At 70.4% G+C, this 16,960-nt stretch carries 13 protein-coding genes; 10 read left to right on the forward strand and 3 right to left on the reverse strand.

Going from position 1 to position 16,960, the window contains the following annotated elements:
- Positions 1-38: 38 nt before the first annotated feature.
- Positions 39-569, reverse strand: a complete 531-nt coding sequence (locus IGA62_RS25790; RefSeq protein ID WP_145818454.1) for an NAD(+)/NADH kinase — start codon at positions 567-569, stop codon at positions 39-41.
- 86 nt (positions 570-655) lie between these two features.
- On the opposite strand from IGA62_RS25790, the gene IGA62_RS25795 reads away from it, so the two are divergent.
- The 3 genes from IGA62_RS25795 (at position 656) to IGA62_RS25805 (ending at position 4,602) form a co-directional block, all read left to right on the forward strand.
- Positions 656-2,026, forward strand: coding sequence for a cellulase family glycosylhydrolase (locus tag IGA62_RS25795; protein ID WP_145818453.1), 1,371 nt, complete (start codon positions 656-658; stop codon positions 2,024-2,026).
- A 270-nt stretch (positions 2,027-2,296) separates the two neighbouring features.
- Entirely contained in the window at positions 2,297-3,361 is a 1,065-nt protein-coding gene (locus IGA62_RS25800) for an enolase C-terminal domain-like protein (RefSeq protein ID WP_190289214.1), read from the forward strand.
- Positions 3,362-3,420: 59 nt separating this feature from the next.
- Complete coding sequence (locus IGA62_RS25805; RefSeq protein WP_145818451.1) at positions 3,421-4,602, forward strand: MFS transporter; 1,182 nt, start codon at positions 3,421-3,423, stop codon at positions 4,600-4,602.
- Between the two features lie 15 nt (positions 4,603-4,617).
- On the opposite strand, the gene IGA62_RS25810 is transcribed toward IGA62_RS25805, so the two are convergent.
- Positions 4,618-5,685 carry a cysteine synthase family protein gene (locus IGA62_RS25810; RefSeq protein WP_232624771.1) on the reverse strand — a complete coding sequence of 356 codons (1,068 nt, stop codon included), beginning with the start codon at positions 5,683-5,685 and terminating at the stop codon, positions 4,618-4,620.
- A gap of 448 nt (positions 5,686-6,133) precedes the next feature.
- On the opposite strand from IGA62_RS25810, the gene IGA62_RS25815 reads away from it, so the two are divergent.
- From IGA62_RS25815 to IGA62_RS25825, 3 genes are all read left to right on the forward strand, one after another.
- On the forward strand, positions 6,134-6,889 hold the full coding sequence (locus IGA62_RS25815) for a class I SAM-dependent methyltransferase (protein WP_145818449.1): 756 nt from the start codon (positions 6,134-6,136) through the stop codon (positions 6,887-6,889).
- A 2-nt stretch (positions 6,890-6,891) separates the two neighbouring features.
- On the forward strand, positions 6,892-8,115 hold the full coding sequence (locus tag IGA62_RS25820; RefSeq protein WP_145818448.1) for an ATP-grasp domain-containing protein: 1,224 nt from the start codon (positions 6,892-6,894) through the stop codon (positions 8,113-8,115).
- A gap of 636 nt (positions 8,116-8,751) precedes the next feature.
- On the forward strand, positions 8,752-11,991 hold the full coding sequence (locus IGA62_RS25825; RefSeq protein ID WP_145818447.1) for a beta-N-acetylglucosaminidase domain-containing protein: 3,240 nt from the start codon (positions 8,752-8,754) through the stop codon (positions 11,989-11,991).
- Positions 11,992-12,011: 20 nt separating this feature from the next.
- Here the strand turns inward: IGA62_RS25825 and IGA62_RS25830 are convergent, their stop codons facing one another.
- Positions 12,012-12,785 (reverse strand): GntR family transcriptional regulator, encoded by a 774-nt coding sequence (locus tag IGA62_RS25830; protein ID WP_145818446.1) that lies wholly within the window; start codon positions 12,783-12,785, stop codon positions 12,012-12,014.
- A 191-nt stretch (positions 12,786-12,976) separates the two neighbouring features.
- On the opposite strand from IGA62_RS25830, the gene IGA62_RS25835 reads away from it, so the two are divergent.
- Genes IGA62_RS25835 through IGA62_RS25850 form a run of 4 tightly spaced genes read left to right on the forward strand, consistent with a single transcriptional unit; the run spans position 12,977 to position 16,960 of the window.
- The gene (locus IGA62_RS25835; protein WP_232624772.1) at positions 12,977-14,206 is read left to right on the forward strand and encodes an ABC transporter substrate-binding protein; all 1,230 of its coding nucleotides are present in this window, start codon (positions 12,977-12,979) and stop codon (positions 14,204-14,206) included.
- Positions 14,203-15,135: a carbohydrate ABC transporter permease gene (locus IGA62_RS25840; protein ID WP_232624773.1), complete on the forward strand. Its 933-nt coding sequence runs from the start codon at positions 14,203-14,205 to the stop codon at positions 15,133-15,135. Before IGA62_RS25835 ends, IGA62_RS25840 begins: the two co-directional genes overlap by 4 nt.
- Positions 15,132-16,028 (forward strand): carbohydrate ABC transporter permease, encoded by an 897-nt coding sequence (locus IGA62_RS25845; protein ID WP_232624774.1) that lies wholly within the window; start codon positions 15,132-15,134, stop codon positions 16,026-16,028. Before IGA62_RS25840 ends, IGA62_RS25845 begins: the two co-directional genes overlap by 4 nt.
- On the forward strand, positions 16,025-16,960 hold the full coding sequence (locus IGA62_RS25850) for an N-acetylglucosamine kinase (protein ID WP_145818444.1): 936 nt from the start codon (positions 16,025-16,027) through the stop codon (positions 16,958-16,960). Before IGA62_RS25845 ends, IGA62_RS25850 begins: the two co-directional genes overlap by 4 nt.

Here is a 16,960-nt window from a genome sequence, read left to right on the forward strand (position 1 = left end):
CCGCCTCGCGGGCCGGTGTCGAGCCTAGGACACCACCGTCACCAGGGGTCCTCCCGCTCCAGGGCCGGGCCGGTCGTGGGCGGGCGGAGGTGTTCGGGGAACAGGCCGAGAAGTTGGTCACGACGCATCGGCAGGTCGAGCAGGCTGAGCTTGATCTGGCTCCGCCGGGCGTGCCGGCCGGCCGAGAACCGGACGACCTGGCCGGCGTCCTCGCGTAGGCAGACGGTCAGCACCCTGCCGGGGCCCAGCTCGGCCGACGGGGTGCCGTCGACGTCGACGTCGACCGGCGGGCTGTCCGGTGCGATCCGCAACGACCCCCGGTCACCGGTGCCGAGCACGACGGACCGGCCGATGCCCGCCATCGGCGCCACCGGCGTGATCACCATCGTTCGCGCCGACGGCGAGACGACCGGCCCTCCGGCGGCGTAGTTGTACGCGGTGGAACCGCTGGGCGTGGCGACGATCAGCGCGTCACACCGGTAGTAGCCGTACTGCTCGTCGTTGACGCTGAGGTCGACCGAGACGGTGCCGGTCCGGCGCCCGCGTGCGGGGCACTCCGTTGCGTCAATACTTAACCTTCTTTATAGTTCGATGACGGTAGATTCCATCGTCGTTTGCGGAGGTACCTGTGCGACTGCGCGGCAGACCGATCCTGATGGCCGGCCTCATCGCGGCGGTGGCACTGGTGCCGCTCGCCCTGACCAACACCGCGGGTGCGGCGGCGACACCGACCGCGAGCTTCACCAAGGTCAACGACTGGGGCTCCGGGTGGGAGGGGCGCTACACGATCACCAACTCCGGTGCCACCACGATCACCTCCTGGCGTCTGGAGTTCGACCTGCCCGTCGGCACCACCGTCGGCACCTACTGGGACGCGCTGCTGACCAGCAGCGGGCAGCACCACGCCTTCACCAACCGTTCCTGGAACGGCACGGTTGCCCCGGGCGCCTCGGTGACCTTCGGTTTCGTCGGCAACGGCTCCGGCACTCCGGCCGGCTGCACCCTGAACGGTCAGCCCTGTGGCGGCGGCACCACGCCGACCACTCCGCCGCCGTCCACCACCGCCCCACCCACGACGCCGCCGCCGACCGCCGGCACTCCGGTCGCGGCGAACGGCCAGCTCCGGGTCTGCAGTCGCCAGCTCTGCAACCGCAACGGCAAGGCGGTCCAGTTGCGCGGCATGAGCACGCACGGCATCCAGTGGTACGCGAACTGCGCCACCCCGGCCTCGCTGGACGTGCTGGCGGGGGAGTGGAACGCCGACGTGCTGCGTATCTCGATGTACATCCAGGAGGGCGGTTACGAGACCGACCCGCGCCGCTTCACCGACATGGTGCACAACTACATCGAGCTGGCCACCGCCCGGGGCATGTACGCCATCGTCGACTGGCACATGCTCAGCCCCGGCGACCCGAACCACAACCTGACCCGGGCCCGTACCTTCTTCGCCGAGATCGCCGACCGGCACAAGGACAAGGTCAACGTGCTCTACGAGATCGCCAACGAGCCGAACGGGGTGGCCTGGAGCGCCATCAAGAGCTACGCCGACCAGGTCATCCCGGTGATCCGCAGCCGTGACCCGGAGGCCGTGGTCCTGGTCGGCACGCCGGACTGGTCCTCGCTCGGCGTCTCCGGCAGCGGCGGCGGGGTCGACGCGATCGTGGCGAATCCGGTCACCGGCGGGAACCTGATGTACGTCTTCCACTTCTACGCCGCCTCGCACGGCGACGCGTACTACGACACCTTCGCCCAGGCCGCCGACCGGCTGCCGCTGTTCGTGACCGAGTTCGGCACGCAGGACTACTCCGGTGACGGCGCGAACAACTTCACCATGGCCCAGCGGTATCTCGACCTGATGGCCAGCAAGAAGATCAGCTGGGCGAACTGGAACTTCTCCGACGACTTCCGCTCCGGGGCCGTCTTCACCACCGGCACCTGCGGCACCGGCCAGTTCGGCGGTACCAGCCGCCTCAAGCCGGCCGGTGCCTGGATCCGCGACCGGATCCGCACCACCGACGACTTCTGAGGCGCGAGGAGGTGCCCCTTCCCGCCGTCGCCGGTAGGGAAGGGGCTTCGCGCCGAAACACGGCGGACACATTTCGGCGACGGCGGGAGACATTCGCCACTCCGGTGGCCGCCTTCGTCGTGCCGGGCATTCCTGCTGTTCATCGGCGAGAACGGCCGTCGAGCGTGGTGCTCGACCATGTTTTCAACCACTCGCCAGCTGCGTGAACAAGTCACAATATTACATTGTCGAGCATGGATTAACGGAACGGCTCGTGGCATTGTGGCCCTCATGGAAGTAAGTGTCCGTCGTACAACGCTGCGTCTGCTCGCGACGTTTCGGAGTTCACGTCTTGCCTACGACTCGACCGACACCTGCATCGTGACGATCGTGCACGGTGGCGTCGAGGGCCGGGGGGAGGGAACGCCAGCCTGGGCACACGGCGAGACGGTCGAAGAGGTCATCGAGGCCGTCGCGGGGGAGGGTGCGGAGATCCTCGGCCCCGATCTGTCCGACCCCGACGAGGTCCTCGACCGAGTGGCGGAGTGGAAGGCACCCGTGGGTGCCCGGATGGCCCTCGACGGCGCCGTGCACGACTGGCTCGGCCGGAACGCCGGGCAGCCGACCTGGCGGTTGTTCGGCGTGCCCCGCACCCTGGCGCAGCCGACGGGCTACACGATCGGTATCGCCAGTGTCGAGGAGACCCTGGAGGTGGTGGCGAACGCCCCGGACGTGGGCGCCTTCAAGATGAAGGTGCGCAGCGCCGAGGATCTCGATCGGCTCGTCGCCGTCCGTGCGGTGACCAGCCGTCCGATCCGGATCGACGCCAACGAGGCGTGGAGCTTCGAGACGGCCCGGGACCTGACCCCACGTCTGCGTGATCTTGACATCCAACTCATCGAGCAGCCGTTTCTCGCCGGTGCGGTCGGCAACTACCGCCGCTACCGCGAACTGCCCGACCGGCTGCCGGTGTTCCTCGACGAGAGCTGTACCGACGTGGCGAGCGTCCACGCGGCGCAGGGCCTCGCCGACGGCGTCGTGGTCAAGCTGGCCAAGTCGGGCGGTGTCCGGGCCACCCGACGCGTGATGGAGGCTGCGCGGCAGCTCGGCCTGTCGGTGATGCTCAGCTGCAACTGCGAGTCGGAGCTGGCGCTCAGCCAGGCCGCCCTGCTGGCTCCCCTCGCCGACCGGATCGACATCGACAGCCAGTTCCTCCTTCGCGACCCGCCCTTCCGGGGTCTCGGCCTCGACCAGGGGCGGATCGTCCTCGGAGACGCTCCTGGTCTGGGGGTCGTGGCCGCGCAGGAAGAGCGCCCGGCTGTCGAGGCCGGGCCCGGATCGAACGCGGGATCCTGACGGTGGGTGGGTACCGGACCGGGGCCACCGCATGGCCCGGTCCTCCACAGCAGCCACCGGTGCCCCGAGGTCACCCCTTCACCGGTACCCGGATCGCGTTGCTGGCGGGCAGTCTCCTGGTCAACGTCGGTTCGTTCTCGATCTATCCGTACCTCGCCGTACTGCTGCGGGAGCGGATGGGCGCGGACATGGCGCAGATCGGCGTCGTCCTCGGGGTGGGGACCCTGGTGCAGTTCGCCAGCGCCCCGGCCACCGCCGCGCTGGCCGAGCGGCTCGGCCTGCAACGGTCCCTGGTCTGCGCCCTGGTCATGTACAGCCTCGGCGGTACCGCCTTCCTCGTGGGAGAGGACAACCCGGCGTTGACCGTGGCGGGACTGTTCCTCATCTCAGGTGGCGGGTCGCTCTACTCACCGTCGTACCGGAGCTACCTGGTGCATGGGGCGAGCCCCGAGTTGCGGCCCAGACTGGTCTCCGCCGGCAACGCCGCCGGGAACCTCGGCATTGCCCTCGGGCCGGTGGTGGGGGCCCTGCTCATCCAGTTTCCGGACCTGATGTTCGCCGTCGTCACGGCGGTCTACACCAGCCTGGCGGTCGCCCATCTCTTCCTTCGCCGGGAGCAACGGACCGAGGACGCTCCGCCGATCGAGCCGTTCCGGCGCATGCTGTCCGGCCTGGCGGTACTGCCCTTCGCGGTCACCGCCGTCTCCTACTACGTGCACATGCAGTTCTTCCAGTACCTCTCGAGCTACGCCCAGGGTCGGGTGTCCACCGTGTTCTTCGGCGCGACCATGATGGGGTACTCGCTCGGCCTGGTCCTCCTGCAACCCCTGGTGGCGCAGCGGGTCGAGCGGATGGCCTACCCGGCGGCGATGGCGATCGGGTTCGGCTGCCTGGCGGTGGGGATGGTCTCCTTCACCGGCGGAAACGAACTCGCCATAGCGGTCGGCGTCGCCGCGATCAGCGCCGGCAGCGCGGTGCTGCTCCTCAAGAACGACCTTGAGGCGCTGGCGAGGTCGCGGCGATCCGCGACCGTGGTCTTCGGCCAGCAACGGCTGGCCGTCGGTGTCGGCTCCTCCCTCAGCGGCGTGGTCGGCGGCAACCTGTACGGGCTGTTCGAGGGCGGCGGCCGCCTTCCGGGATTCTGGCTGGTCGTGGCCGCCCAGTGCGTTCTGCTTCCCCCGCTCGTGCTGGGTGTGCACCGGCTGCGCCGACGCGCACCCAACCCGGCGGACTCGTCCTGACCCGTCGGTCGGCCCTCACCCCCTCCCGGCCGGCCGGCCGGAGCGGCGGGCCCCCACGACCATCCCGGACGTGGCGGAGTGCCGCGTCGGATAGCCACGCCGTGCCCACGCCATGGTCGACCAAGGTGGGGTCAGCTCGTCGAGGGAGGCTATCTCGACGGGTTCGAGGGTGGCGGGGTCCGTCGCCTCCCGGTGCCGGGCGAAGACCTGCTCGACGTAGCGGTGCCCGGTGTCGGGGCCGACCAGCAGGTGCATCCGCTCCGGGTGGCGCTGCGCCTCCCACCTGGCGGCGAGGTACGCCGCGCCGGTGGAGAGGCCGGCGAAGACCGCGTGCGCGCGCATCAGTGCGACGGTGCCGGCCATGGCGTGACGGAAGGACATCCAGTGCACCCGGTCGAAGAGCTCGTGGCGGACGTTGTCGAAGGGGATGGCGCTGCCGATGCCGGCGATGATGGCCTCCGGGTCCTGGAACCCCTCGCTGCCGAAGCTCACGCTGCCGAACGGCTGGATCCCGACGAGCCGGGTCGAGGGGTCGTCCTCGCGCAGCGGCTGGATCAGACCGGCGCTCGACGAGCCCGTGCCGACGCTGGTGACCACGGTCAGGGGCGTGTCGGGCAGGGCCTCGCGCACCAGCTCCGCCATCTCCCGGTAGCCCCGGTAGTGCACCGGGTCGTGGTACTGACGCATCCAGTGCATGCCGGGGTTGGCCCGCAGCAGCTCCTGCACCCTTTCCACCCGTCGGTGCTGGTCGAGCCGCAGGTCCCGAGCGGGGGGCATCTGGTCCACCGTGGCGCCGAGGATTTCCAGCTGCGCCCGGATGGTCGGGGTCACCGTGGTTGAGGCCACGATGTGGCAGCGCAGCCCGTAGCGGTGGCAGACCATGGCCAGGGCAATGGCGTAGATGCCGCTGGAACTGTCGACAAGAGTGTCTCCGGGGCGGATGGTTCCGGCCTTCAGCAGCGCGCGCACCGCTCCCAGCGCGGCGTAGATCTTCAGGGTCTCGAAGCGGGCGAGGACCACGTTCTCGGACAGGCGGATGAAGCTCGGTGCCTTGACCGCGTCGGTGACATGGGAGTGCAGCAACGGGGTACTTGTCGAAGTACCGCTCGAGGGCATGGCGGACCACTCCTCTGTGCTCGGTCGTGACGGGCCGCGATGGTGGGCGGCCGCGGCAGTGGATGGCGCGATCGTGCCTGGGTCAGGCCAGCGCAGACTTATATTGACACAAGCCGATACATAATGGGAGAGGTGCGGGCTGCTTTTTCGCTTACGCGGTACGTCAGGTGTGCATATCGCGGGGTCAACCACGTGAATGGGTTCTCGGTTGGAGGACTCGTTGGTAAAGGTGGTATGGTTTCGAGTCGACGGGGATTCGGGCCCAGTTAGGCTAAGATTTATATGGATGGCCTGCCGATCCATGAAATGGATCTTCAGATTGGTGCCCGCTGCGGAATGCAGGCCTCCGGCCGGGGCTTTCCGCGCCGTCGCGCGAGCTGTTGTGCGTCCACTGCCGTACGAATCGGAGCTGCCGATGGAGTGGTTTGAAGACGACACGTTCTGGGTGGACTTCGCGGGCGCCCTGTTCGCTCCCACCCGCCGCCGGGAGGCGGCGAACTGGGTGGCGACCTCACCGCTGCTGGACCTGCCGGCCGGTGCCGAGGTGCTCGATCTCGGCTGCGGCCCCGGAACCTACGCCGTACCCCTCGCCGAGCGCGGTGCGCGGGTCACCGGCGTGGACCTGAGCCAGGCGATGCTGGACCGCGCGCGGGAGGAGACCGAGGCGGCGGGCCTGAAGGTCCGCCTGGTCCGCGCGGACATGCGGGAGTTCGTCGAGCCGGACACCTACGACGTGGTCATCAGCATGTACACCTCGTTCGGCTACTTCCCCGACCCGGAACAGAACCAGCTGGTGCTGCGTAACGCCCTCCGCAGCCTCGTGCCCGGGGGGCGCCTGCTGCTGGACCTGTTCAGCAAGGAGATATTCGCCCGCTGGGCCGGCGTCCCGAAGGTGGTCGACGTCGAGGGCGGCTCCCTGTTCATGCGGGACACCATCCTGGACGACTGGACCCGGTTCCGCAGCGACTGGACCCTGGTGCGGGGAGACACCGCGCGGCACGGCTTCTTCGAGCAGTTCGTCTACAGCGCCGCCGAGATCCGCGCCATGCTGACCGCCGCCGGGTTCTCCGGGATCCGCTGCTTCGGTGGCTTCGCGGGAGAGCCGTACGACAACCACGCGGCACGACTGGTCGTGCAGGCGACCCGCCCGCTGGACGTCGAGGGGAGCTGATTATGACCATCGCGCTCATCGAGGCACTCACCTTCGGACTCGCCCACCTGCGGGACGCCGCCGCCGAGGCCGGACACCAGCTGTGTCTGCTCACCGGGAACCGGTCGGTCTACTCGTACGAGCTCGACCGCCTGGGGCCGGACGACCTGGAGGTCATCGACGTCGACACCACCGACGTCGCGGCCTGCGCCGCGGTGCTCGACCGGATCCCCGACCTGGCCGGGCTGGTCAACTCCACCGACACCTGGATGCTGCCCGGGGCGGAACTGGCCGAACGGTTCGGCCTGGCCACCCTCGGTCTGGACACCGCACGTACCCTGCGGGACAAGGCCGCGGTCCGCAACCTGCTGCACCAGGCCGGACTGAGTCGGGCCGGCGCGATCCGGGTGGAACCGACGGCCGAGGCGGTCACCGAGGCCGTCGCGGCGATCGGTTACCCCGTGATCGTGAAGGACTCGGCGGGAACCTCCTCCCGATCGGTCTGGTTGATCCGGGACGACGCCGAACGCGACCGGGCCGTCCGGCAGGTCGCGGACGCCAACCTGATGGGCGGGCACCTGGTCGCCGAGCCGTACTTCCCCGGGCCGGTCTACAGCGCCGAGACGGTGACCGGGGAGGGCCGCACCAGACTGCTCGGGATCGCGGTGCACATCCACACCCCGGAACCGGTCCGGCGCGAGGAGGCCGTCGCCTTCCCGGTCGTCTTTCCCGCCGAGGAGTTGGCGCACCTGGAGACCTGGATCGGCAAGGTCCTCGACGTGGTCGGTTTCTCGTCCGGGATCGCGCACACCGAGTTCGCCCGCACCCCGGACGGGCCGGAGGTGGTGGAGGTCAACGGACGCATCGCCGGAGCCGTCATCGGGGAGATGATGTGCCGCTCCCTGCGGACCAACGTGTACCGTGCCGTGATCGACGCCGCACTCGGCCGGCGGCCCCGGCTGCTGGACGAGCCGCTGTCGCCCGGCCCGGGCTACGGGATGACCTTCCTGCACCCTTCGGCACCGGGCCGTCTCGCCGGTTGGCGTGGGCCCGAACGGCTCGGACTCTTCCCGGGCGACCCCGAGTTCTATCCGACCGCCCGAATCGGGGACCGCATCGTCCACCTCGCCGACCAGCGGGGCTGCACGGCCCTCGTGCTCGCCGAGGGGGCCACCGCAGAACTGGGCCTCTACCACTCGCTGGCTGCCGCCGGCACCGTCACCCACGACATGCGGCCGCTGGACTGACCTGACCGGCACGTGCCCCGGCGGCCCCGCCCGGCCGTCGGGACACGTGTCCGTCACCACCGGGGGTGATGGGGGGGGCGGGGACCGTCCGGGGTCGCCCCGGGCGGGACTCGCTCCCGGCGCCCGTCCACCACCAACCGCGACACGCCCCTGCCCCGTGCGGCCCCCGCCGTCGACCGGCCATCTGAGCGCCGGGCACGACAACAGGGCTAGACCAGTATTTCGAGCTGGGTGGCTGGTTCCCTGTGACGCCCATGACCAGGGAAAATCGAGTAGCGGACCGGGCTCGTGGGGGTGTGGCAGGCAGCTCCGGAGACCTCAGATCCGCCCGTGCGGTCTTGACGTAACCAGGTACGGAGGGGATCCTCCTTACTGGCATAGACCAATGCTCAGAAACCCTCAGGCCCCCGGGCCCCGATGTCCGATCCGCGCTTCCGCTGACCTGACCGGATCGGTGGATCTCGTGCCGGTCGGCCGTCTGCGGTGGTCACCCCACCGCGCTCCGTGCCGGCACGCCACCGGCAGAAGGCACTGATCCGGACCAAAAATGGAGGTCGCGTGTTACTGGCACGCTCTTTTCGCGGTCGCCGTCACCGCGCTGTCACATTCGCCGTTTCGGCCACGCTCGTCGCAGGGGTGCTGAGCCCGCTGCCGGCCGCCGCCGAGCAACCGGCTCCCGCTGGCGCGGCGCGGATCCTCCCGGTGCCGCAGCAGATCACCCCCCGTCCGGGAAGCGTGGTGCTGTCCGGTGCTGTCGACGTCGTGGCGGGCGGGGCCGCCGACCCGGCAGCGCGGACGGCGCTGGTGGACCTGCTCTCCGAGCGCGGCGTCACCGCCCGGGTCGTCCCCGACAGCGACCTGTCGGCGCGCGGCCCGATGATCGTTCTCGGCGGACCGGGGGAGACGCCGGCGAGCGCGGGCGCGCTGCGTGCCCTCGGTGTCACCGGCCCGGAGGCGCTGCCCGCCGAGGGGTACGTGCTGGCCGCCGGTCGCGACGGGCACGGCCGGGAGCGGATCGTGCTGTCCGGGAAGGACGGCGCCGGCACGTTCTACGCCGTGCAGTCGCTCCGGCAACTGCTCGAAAAGAAGGGTTCCGGGGTAGCCGTCGACGGCGTGCAGATCCGGGACTGGCCGGGTTACAAGATCCGTGGTGGCATGGAGTCCTTCTACGGCCCGGTGTGGTCGCAGGAGGACCGGCGCTCGCAGATCGAGTTCCTGGCCCGGCACAAGATGAACCAGTTCTTCTACGGGCCGGCGGACGACCTGCGCACCGGGTCGAACTGGGCCTCGTTGTACGAGGCGGCGGAGCTGGCCCGGTTGAAGGAGATCCTCGACCTGGCGAAGTCGCGCCACGTCGACTTCGTGTACCGGATCTCACCGGAGGCGCCGTTGGCACCCAGCAACGGGATCTGTCACGTGCGCGAGACCGACCGGGCCAAGCTGCTGGCCCGCTTCGAGCAGATGTGGGAGATCGGCGTCCGGAGCTACGTCATCGCCTGGGACGACGTGTCGGGCAACTTCGCCTGCCAGGAGGACCGGGACGCCTACGGTGGCGACGCGTCGCCGCTCGCGGTGGCCCAGGCCGAGGTCACCAACTTCGTGCAGAAGGAGTTCATCGAGAAGCACCCCGGGGCCAGCCGCATGGTGGCCGTGCCGACGGAGTACTGGGGCATGACGAAGACGGCGTACACCAACCGCTTCGACGAGCTGCTGAGCACCGACGTGGACCTCTACTGGACGGGTCCCGCCGTGGTCCCGGCGAGCATCACCGAGGCGGACCTCCGGGCTGCTCAGGACGTGTGGTCGCGGCACCGGATCATGCTCTGGGACAACTACCCGGTCAACGACTACAGCCCCAACCGGCTGCTGGTGGGCCCCCTCAAGAACCGCGACGCCGGCATGGCGGACAAGGTCATCGGCATCTCCTTCAACGGGCTCGTCACCTTCCAGGAGGCCTCGCAGATTCCCCTCGGCACCCAGGCCGACTACGCCTGGAACCCGGGTGCCTACGACGCGGACCGCTCGTGGACGCGTACGTTGCAGATTCTCGGCGGCGACGCGTACGACGAGTTGCGGCTCTTCGCCGACAACAACCGGGCCAGCGTCCTCGACCAGAGCGCGCGGCCGGAGTTCGCCGCGCTCGTCAACCGTCTCATCGCCGACTACCGGGCGGGCCGACCGGTGGACGCCCAGCTCGACCGGGTCGACGGTGAGCTGCGCCGCCTCGAGGAACTTCCCGCCGCGCTACGGGCGAAGCTCGACAACCCGCTCCTGCTCAAGCAGATCTCGCCCTGGCTGGACCGGGTCGGCGTGACCGGCCAGGCAGGTCGGGCCGCCGTCCGCATCCTCCGGGCCCAGGACAGGGGTGTCAGCGAAGCCGCCTGGGTGGCCCGGCGCGACCAGGCAGCCGCCCGTGGCATCCTCGACCGCACGTGGCACCAGATCAGTCCCGGGCCGGTCGACGACCTGCTCAGCTTCGCGGCGGCCCAGAGCGACGCCTACATCGGCGACCGCTGGTTCGGCGACCTCGGTGCCCCCACCGGTGCACCGGCCGCCGCTGCCGGGTCCGGGCTGGGTCTGCTGACCGACCGGCGCGACGACACGGCGTACGTCGCCGCTGGCGCACCACAGGCCGGGGACGCGATCACGGTCCCGATCACCAAGCCGCACCGGCTGTCGGCGGTGACGGTGGTGCAGGACGCGACCGCCCCGGCGGACGGCGTGATCCAGGCGCTCGTCGACGACACCTGGGTGGATCTCGGGCCGCTCGCCGAGGGGTTCACCAAGGTGCCCGCCAAGGACCTGGCCGCGAGCGCGGTACGGATCCAGTGGACGCCCGGCAGTGTCGCGCCGCGTGTGTACGAGATCGTCCCGCACTACTCCGACGTGCTCCCTGGCCGACTCTCGGTCGAGCCGTCGGGGGCGCTCATCGCACCGGGGGCGACCAAGCGGTTCCAGGTCGCGCTCGAGGTGTTCGCCGAGGAGGGGGTGAGTGGACGGGTCACCGCCAGCGGCCCGGACGGCTGGACCGTCACCCCGGCGACGCAGGTGCTCCGCGCTCGGCCGGACGGTCGGACCATCGTCACGAGCGTGCCGGTCGCCGTCACCGTTCCGGCCGGCGCCGCCGAGAACCGTCACCAGGTGACGGTGACGTTCCACAAGGACGGCGCGGCGCCGGTGACCGTGTCGCTGCCGATCGTCGTGGGCGACGGCAGCTACCCGGAGTTCGTGGCCGGGGCCGACCCGGCCGGCTACTGGAGGCTGGGCGACGCGGCGAGTTCCCGGACCGCCGTCGACAGTTCCACCAGTGGGCGCGACGGCACCTACCTGGGCGCCGAGCCCGGTGTCGAGGGGGTGCTCGCCGGCGACGGCGCGGCCGACCTCGCGAGCGGCTACGTCGACGTGCCCCGGGGCCCGCGGACCAACCTCGACGGGCCGTTCACGTTGGAGGCGTGGGTCAAGCTCGACCTGCTCGTGCCCACGCCGGGGCAGGCGATCATCGAGAGCTACCAGACCCCGGCGACCAACGGGTACGTCCTGCGGGCGGACAACGGTGTCCTACAGGCGTGGACGCTCGGCGCTCCCGGCCAGGGACACGGCGTCGTCACCGGTCACACCCGGTTGACGCCGGACCGGTGGCACCATGTCGCTGCCGTGTTCGACGGATCGCGACTGACCGTGTACCTCGACGGCGTCGCGGACAACAGCGTCGCGACGACGGTCGCCCCGGGCGGCGGGACGGCGAGCATCAAGCTCGGTGGCCGCGGAGACGACACCTTCCAGCGGCTCCAGGGCGACCTCGACGAGGCGGCGATCTACGACCGCGCGCTGACGGCGGCCGAGATCCAGAAGCACTACTTCGCCGGATTGCGGTAGCCGCACCCACCGGATGCGCGTCAGCCACCCTGCGGCGGGGGGCTGACGTGCATCTGGATGGCGTAGCGATCCCCGCGGTAGAGCGACCGCCCGTACTCCACGACCTTGCCCATGTTGTCGACGGAGATGCGCTCGATCAGGAACGCCGGGGTGTCCTCGGCGACCTCGAGTCGCTTCGCCTCGGTGGCGGTCAACCGCGCGATGGTGACGATCTGCCGGGCGGACTCGAGCCGCACACCGAAGGCGCGGCCCAGGACGTCGTAGAGCGAGTCGTCGCGTCCCAGCACGTCGAGCAGGGTGGGGAAGCGTGCCGCGGCGAGGTTGGTCCGTTCCAGGGCCATCGGGATCCCGTCGGCGGTACGGATGCGCTCGATGTAGTGCGTCGGCTCGCCGGGAGCGATGTCGAGGTTGGCGGCGACGGTGCGGGTGGCCGGGCGGGTGCGGCCGCGGTAGCTCTTCGCGCCCGGAGTCATGCCGCGCATCCGCATGTCCTCGCTGAAGGAGCGGAAGATCTCCGAGTGGGTCAGTGTCGGGTGCTGCACGAAGGTGCCGCGTCCGGGCACCCGTCGCACCATTCCCTTGCTCTCCAGCGCGTCGATGGCGCCCCGGACGGTCATCCGGGCCACCGCGAACCGCTCGGCGAGGACCCGTTCGGAGGGGAGCAGCGCACCGTCCCGCGACTCCAGGACCAGGGTGGTGAGCACGTCGGTGATGTGCTTGCCCTTGCCGCGGTTCTGCTCCGCCAGCAACGATTCGAGCGCTCCGCCGCTCGGCTCGTGACGCGTCCTTGGCACGAACCGTTCTCCCTTCCCGCTGTTGACGCCATCGTACGGGCAGTTCGTCGCACCTTGGGGGAGGCCGAGTCACCCGTTGACCGCCGGTCTATACCAGTATTACAGTCGAGCTCCCGCCGGTCCGACGGGTGGTCGCAACGACGATCGGAGACGTGATGACCAGGAAGTATGGTGTGTGGGGAGCGGTGGCGATGCTCACCGTAACCCTCGCCGCATGCGCACCCGGCAGTGGGGACGGCGACGACGCCGTCAACCTGAAGGTCTGGGGATGGCGGCAGGAGGACGTCGCCGCGTACAACAAGATCTTCCAGATCTACGAGGACGCCAACCCCGGCGTGACCGTCGAGTACGTCCCCTACAAGAACACCGAGTACGACACGATCCTCAAGACAGGGCTGACCGACGCCAACGGCCCCGACGTGGCACAGCTGCGCTCCTACGGCCTGCTCCAGCCGCTGGTCGCGGCCGGCGGCCTGGTGCCCCTCGACGGCGTCAAGGAGCTGGACGGCTTCCCGGCACCGGTCCTCGACGGCGCCCGGGGCGAAAGCGACGAGAAGGTCTACGGCGTCCCGTTCGCACTCCAGACCCTGCACGTGATCTACAACAAGAAGCTCTTCGACGACAACGGCATCACCGCCCCCACCACCTGGGCGGACATGCTCGCGGCGTTCGACAAGCTCAAGGGCGCCAAGGTCATCCCGTTGGCGAGCACGGTCACCGACACCTGGATGCTGCCGATCCAGCAGGAGATCTTCGGGGCCACCACGTACGGCGGCCCCGCCTACCTCGACAAGATGCTCACCGGCGGGGCGAAGTTCACCGACGCGCCCTGGGTGAAGTCGCTCGAAACCTGGAAGAGCACCGACCGGTACTGGGCGCCGCAGTCGTCCGGGATGAGCTACGCCGACGCGCAGGCGCTCTTCACCGCCGGCCGGGCCGCGATGTTCCCCGGCGGCATCTGGGAGCTGGCCGTGTTCCAGAAGGCCAACCCCGATCTGAAGATGGGCATCTTCAACGTGCCGCCCGCCCCCGGCGCGTCGGTCGACAAGACCCTCGTTCCCGGCTACGTCGACGGGTCGTTCGGGGTCTCGGCGAAGTCCACCAAGCGTGAGGCGGCGCTCAAGCTGGTGCGGTGGATGGCGTCGGAGGAGTTCGGCCGGGCGTACTCCACCGAACTGCGGCAGATCTCGGCGGTACCCGGCGTCCAGCCCCAGGACGAGCTCCTGGCCCAGGCGCTGCGGGACTACCAGGCGAACCCGAGCCCGTACGTCACCTACGCGTACTTCTCCGGTGGAACACCCACGGCGTGGGACCTCGCCTCGGCGGCGTTCTCCGACTACCTGCTCGGGCGACGCACCGCCGCTGACGCGGCCGGGCACATCCAGCGAGGGGTCGACCAGTGGTTCCGGCCCAGGAAGTGACCGTCCGTCCCGCCTGGCGGCGTCGCCGCCAGGCGGGACGGACCGCACCGGGGTGGATCGCGGCCTTCTGCCTGCCGGCCTTCGCCCTCTACGGCCTCTTCCTCGTGGTGCCCCTGCTCACCGCCTTCTACTACGGTTTCTTCCGCTGGGAGGGCACCCGCCAGGCGGAGTTCGTCGGGATCGGCAACTACCAGGAGATCCTCACCCGCTATCCGCTCAGTGACGAGATCGCCAGCGCGTTCGGGCACAACGTGCTCTTCTTCGTCGGCACCATGGCCATCCAGAACACCGTCGGGCTCGGCCTGGCCGTGCTCCTGCACCGCAGCCCCCGGGGCAAGCGGTTGTTCCAGACGCTCTTCTCGCTGCCCTACCTGATCAGCCCGCTGATCGTCGGCTACATCTGGTCGCTCCTGCTCAGCCCCACCTTCGGCCCGGTCAACGTCGTGCTCAGGGGGGTCGGTCTGGACTCGTGGGCGCGTCCGTGGCTCGGCGAGCCGGACACCGCACTGCCGGTGCTGATCCTGGTCAACGCCTGGCAGTGGGTCGGCGGGCCGATGCTCATCTTCGGCGCCGCCCTGGCCGGTGTACCGCGCGAGCTGGAGGAGGCGGCGGCCATGGACGGCGCGTCGGCCACCCGGACCTTCTGGAGCGTCCGGTTCCCCCTGCTGATGCCGGCGGTCGGGGTGATCACCGTGCTGACCTTCATCGGCTGCTTCAACATCTTCGACCTCGTCTACGCGCTGGGCGGATCCGACGGCGGGCCCGGCGGCGCCATGGACGTCCTCGGCCTGCTCTACTACCGGACCGCCTTCCAGGGCGGCAGCAACGCGATCGGAGAGTCCTCGGCGTTGGCCATGCTCATCTTCGTACTCATCTTCGGGGTCTCCGTCGCCCTGGAGCGGGTGCTGCGCCGCCGGGAGGTCACGTGAACGCCCTGCTGACCACCCCTCGTCCCACGTCGGCAGCCCCCGGCGGCTCCCCGCGCCCGGGTGCCGACCGCTCCCGGTCGCTGGCCCGCGGCGTCGGCGTCCAGGTCGTCCTCTGGGCGTACGCGGCAGTCGCCTTCGGCCCGCTGCTGCTGGTGCTGATCGGTTCGTTCCGGTCCAACGCGGAGATCCTCCGCGCGCCGGTCGGCCTGCCCAGCTCGTTCGACGTCAGCAACTACACCCGCGCCTGGGAGACCGCGTCGATCTCGACGTACTTCCTCAACTCCCTGGCCGTCACGGCCGCCTCGGTGGTGCTGTGCGTCGGCGTGTCGGCGCTGGCCGCCTACGCCCTGGCCCGGTGGCGGTTCCGGGGACGTGCCCTGCTGGCGGCGTTCTTCCTGTCCGGCCTGATGATCCCGGCGAAGCTCGGCCTGCTGCCGGTGTTCTACATGTTCCAGTCGATGAACCTGATCGACAGCCGGATCGGGCTGGTGCTGCTCTACGCGGCGAGCGGGGTCCCGTTCTCCGTCTTCGTGATCATGGGCTTCATGCGGGGACTCCCCGGGGAGCTGGAGGAGGCGGCGCGGATCGACGGCGCGCACGAGGGGCGCCTGTTCGTGTCGATCGTGCTGCCCCTGATGCGCCCGGCGCTCGCGGTGGTCACCGTCTTCCAGTTCGCGCCGACCTGGAACGACTTCTTCTATCCGCTGGTGCTGCTGCGCAGCGGCGAGAAGTACACCATCCCCGTCGGGCTGACCCGGTTCTTCGGCGAGTTCGCCGCCGACCGCGGCACCCTGTTCGCCGGGCTCGTGATCGCGCTGGTCCCGCTGGCCGTGGTGTTCGCGCTGGCCACCCGGCAGATCGTCGCGGGCCTGACCGCCGGGATGTCGCGATGACCGTGACGATCACCATCGACGGCGGGAAGTCGCAGCTCAGAATGCTGCTGCGCACGCCTGCGGACCGTCAGCTCGGGGTCGGGCCCGGCTTCTCCTACCAACCCCACGAGGACGGCGTCGACCGGATCCTGGCCGCTGTCCGCGACGCCTCCACCACCATCTCCCTCCCCGCGCGGGTGACGGGAGTGGTCGCCGGTCTGACCGGCGTACCGGGCGAGGGTGCGGAGCGTCGACGCCTCGCCCGCGCCCTCACCGGGCTCCTCGGCGGTCCGGCCGTGGTCGTGGAGGACAGCGTCCTCGCCCACGCCGGCGCCCTCGGCGGCGCCGGTGTGGTCCTGTGCGTCGGCACCGGGACGACGGTCCTGGCGGTGGCCGCCGACGGCACCCACGCCCGGCTCGACGGGTGGGGTCCGCACCTCGGTGACCGGGGCAGCGCGTACGCCATCGGGCTGGCCGGGATGCGTGCCGCCACCGCGGCGTACGACCGGGTCGGGCCGGGTACCGCGCTGGTCGACCGTCTCGTCGCGGCGCTCGGTGGCAGCGACCTGGCGGCGCTCCAGCGCTACTACCGGGACCCGGACCTGGTCCCCCGGACCGCGACCTTCGCCCTCGACGTCCTCGACGCCGCCGCCGGGGGTGACCCGGTGGCCAGCCGGATCTGCGCCGGGGCGGCGACCGATCTCGCGGACGCGGCGCAGGCGGCGAGCGCCCGACTCCGCCTCGACGGGGCGGAGCGCCGGGTGTCGTACAGCGGACGGCTCCTGGCACCGGGGAACGTCCTGCACCGGGCGCTGTCGGCGGAACTCGCCGCCCGGGGGCTGCCGCTGGTCGTTCCCCGGGCGGAGCCGCTCGACGGCGGGCCCACGCTGCTGGACGGCTCCGGTCCCTACGCCCGCCTGCTGGCGGACCAGGATCCGGGCGGTGCCGCGTGA

Source organism: Micromonospora sagamiensis (assembly GCF_014680085.1).
Lineage (GTDB): Bacteria > Actinomycetota > Actinomycetes > Mycobacteriales > Micromonosporaceae > Micromonospora > Micromonospora inyonensis.

Coding starts and splice junctions, on each gene's coding strand:
- IGA62_RS25795 (WP_145818453.1), top strand. CDS start 656: ATGGCCGGCCTCATCGCGGCGGTGGCACTGGTGCCGCTCGCCCTGACC.
- IGA62_RS25800 (WP_190289214.1), top strand. CDS start 2,297: ATGGAAGTAAGTGTCCGTCGTACAACGCTGCGTCTGCTCGCGACGTTT.
- IGA62_RS25815 (WP_145818449.1), top strand. CDS start 6,134: ATGGAGTGGTTTGAAGACGACACGTTCTGGGTGGACTTCGCGGGCGCC.
- IGA62_RS25820 (WP_145818448.1), top strand. CDS start 6,892: ATGACCATCGCGCTCATCGAGGCACTCACCTTCGGACTCGCCCACCTG.
- IGA62_RS25835 (WP_232624772.1), top strand. CDS start 12,977: ATGCTCACCGTAACCCTCGCCGCATGCGCACCCGGCAGTGGGGACGGC.
- IGA62_RS25850 (WP_145818444.1), top strand. CDS start 16,025: ATGACCGTGACGATCACCATCGACGGCGGGAAGTCGCAGCTCAGAATG.